The 2,936-nt window shown below is 57.8% G+C and carries 2 rRNA genes (1 of these 2 cut by a window edge); both read right to left on the bottom strand.

Annotation, left to right across the window (positions count from 1 at the left end):
* Nucleotides 1-59: 59 nt before the first annotated feature.
* Nucleotides 60-174: ribosomal RNA gene (gene rrf, locus FHG71_RS22630) — 5S ribosomal RNA — on the bottom strand.
* 108 nt (nucleotides 175-282) lie between these two features.
* Nucleotides 283-2,936: ribosomal RNA gene (locus FHG71_RS22625) — 23S ribosomal RNA — on the bottom strand; it runs 180 nt beyond the window's last position.

Here is a 2,936-nt window from a genome sequence, read left to right as displayed (position 1 = left end):
CCTCGCGCTGGGGCGGGGCTGGGGTGGTGTGTGAGGAAAGAGATGGGGGTCCTGGTCAGGTCTGGCGGTGACTTACTCTCCCGCGTCTTGGGACGCAGTACCATCAGCGGCGACGCGCTTAACGGCCGAGTTCGGGATGGGATCGGGTGTATCGCGGCGCCTATGGCCACCAGACCGGATCAGGACCCTGTGAACATCAGTGTTCCAAGCCATGCGCACATGGTGTGTTGGGATGGTGCATGACTTCGGTCGCAGCGGGGAAGGTCCTTCCCGTCACTGGATCGGATCAAGCCTATCGGACGATTAGTACCGGTCAACTGAGCGCATTGCTGCGCGTGCATCTCCGGCCTATCGACGTGGTGGTCTGCCACGGTCCTCAGGGAGACCTGGTTTCGAGGGGGGCTTCCCGCTTAGATGCCTTCAGCGGTTATCCTGTCCGTTCATAGCTACCCGGCACTGCCGTTGGCACGACAACCGGTCCACCAGTGGAACGTTCACCCCGGTCCTCTCGTACTAGGGGCAACTCCTCTCAAGTCTCCTGCACCCACGGAAGATAGGGACCGAACTGTCTCACGACGTTCTAAACCCAGCTCACGTACCTCTTTAAATGGCGAACAGCCATACCCTTGGGACCTGCTCCAGCCCCAGGATGAGATGAGCCGACATCGAGGTGCCAAACACTGCCGTCGATATGGACTCTTGGGCAGTATCAGCCTGTTATCCCCAGCGTACCTTTTATTCGTTGAGCGATGGCCCTTCCACGCGGGACCACCGGATCACTATGGCCGTCTTTCGACTCTGCTCGACGTGTCAGTCTCGCAGTCAGGCTGGCTTATGCCATTGCACTCAACGGGCGATTTCCGACCGCCCTGAGCCAACCTTCGCGCGCCTCCGTTACAGTTTGGGAGGCGACCGCCCCAGTCAAACTCCCCACCACGCAGGGTCCCGGATCCGGATAACGGACCGCGGTTAGACATCAAGATGGCGAAGGGCGGTATCTCAAGGACGGCTCCACGGGAACTGGCGTCCCCGCTTCAAAGCCTACCGCCTATCCTGCACATCGCAATCCTGATGCCAGTGCGAAGCTAGAGTAAAGGTGCATGGGGTCTTTCCGTCTAACCGCGGGAAGCCCGCATCTTCACGGGCAATTCAATTTCGCTGAGTCGATGTTGGAGACAGCGGGGAAGTCGTTACGCCATTCGTGCAGGTCGGAACTTACCCGACAAGGAATTTCGCTACCTTAGGACCGTTATAGTTACGGCCGCCGTTTACTGGGGCTTCAGTTCGGAGCTTGCACCCCTCCCTTTAACCTTCCAGCACCGGGCAGGCGTCAGACTGTATACGTCGCCTTGCGGCTTCGCACAGCCCTGTGTTTTTAGTAAACAGTCGCCACCCCCTGGTTTGTGCCCCCGCCCCATGCTTGCGCACAAGACGGGCCTCCTTCTCGCGAACTTACGGAGGTATTTTGCCGAGTTCCTTCAACATCGTTCTCTCAAGCGCCTTGGTATTCTCTACCAGTCCACCTGTGTCGGTTTAGGGTACGATCTTACGGAGGGCTATTTCCAGGAACCGCTCACCAGCCCGCCCAATCCGATAAGGGCAAACTAGCTCTGCGATCCGTCACATCCTCCTGGCCCGGGAATATTAACCCGGTTCCCATCGACTACGCCTGTCGGCCTCGCCTTAGGGGTCGGCTCACCCTGCTCAGATTAGCTTTAAGCAGGAACCCTTGGACTTTCGGCGAGGGGGTCTCTCACCCCCTTTGTCGCTACTCATGTCATCATTCTCGCTGGTGATCTCTCCACCGGATGGCTCACGCCCCGGCTTCATCGAAAGCCCCGCGTCTCCCCTGCAGGTCGAGCCTGCAGAAGAGACAGGGGACTATGTCACACCACGCTCTGCTACCACGCATCTTGCGATGCATCCTCAGCTTCGGCTCACGGCTTGAGCCCCGTTACATCTTCGCCGCAGGACAACTTGTCTAGACCAGTGAGCTGTTACGCTATCTTTAAAGGATGGCTGCTTCTAAGCCAACCTCCTGGTTGTTTTGGTCGTCCCACCTGCTTTCCCACTTAGCCGTGAATTGGGGGCCTTAGCTGGAGGTCAGGGTTGTTTCCCTCTCCACGACGGACGTTAGCACCCGCCGTGTGTCTGCCAGATAGTGCTCCTCGGTATTCGGAGTTTGGTTAGGCTCAGTAAGTCTGTGGGACCCCATCACCCATCCAGTGCTCTACCCCCGAGGGCATTCGTCTGACGCTCTACCTAAATAGATTTCGCAGAGAACCAGCTATCTCCGAGTTTGATTAGCCTTTCACCCCTAGCCACAGCTCATCCCGACCTTTTTCAACAGGTGTGGGTTCGGCCCTCCAGCTGGTGTTACCCAGCCTTCAGCCTGGCCATGGCTAGATCACTCGGTTTCGGGTCTGATCCCACGAACTAAAACGCCCTATTAAGACTCGCTTTCGCTCCGCCTCCACCTACCGGCTTAAGCTCGCTCGTGAGACCAAGTCGATGACCCATTATACAAAAGGTACGCCGTCACCCCTCAAGGAGGCTCCGACTGCTTGTAGGCGTCCGGTTTCAGGAACTGTTTCACTCCCCTCGTCGGGGTGCTTTTCACCTTTCCCTCACGGTACTGGTTCGCTATCGGTCAGCAAGGAGTACTTAGCCTTCGAGGGTGGTCCCCCGATCTTCAGACAGGATTTCACGTGTCCCGCCCTACTTAATGCGTCCATTCGAGCTTCCCATACGGGGCTGTCACCCGCTCCGGCCCGTCTTCCCAGACGGTTCTGGTCACTCTCCTGGCTCGGCTGGTCCGCGTTCGCTCGCCACTACTAGCGGAGTCTCTATTGATGTCCTTTCCTCCAGGTACTGAGATGTTTCAGTTCCCCGGGTTCGCTTCTTGTGACCTATGTATTCAGTCTCAAGATACCTGG

This window comes from Rubellimicrobium roseum, assembly GCF_006152145.1.
In the GTDB taxonomy this organism is placed as follows: Bacteria; Pseudomonadota; Alphaproteobacteria; order Rhodobacterales; family Rhodobacteraceae; genus Rubellimicrobium; species Rubellimicrobium roseum.
This window is presented reverse-complemented; position numbering and strand designations above follow the sequence as displayed.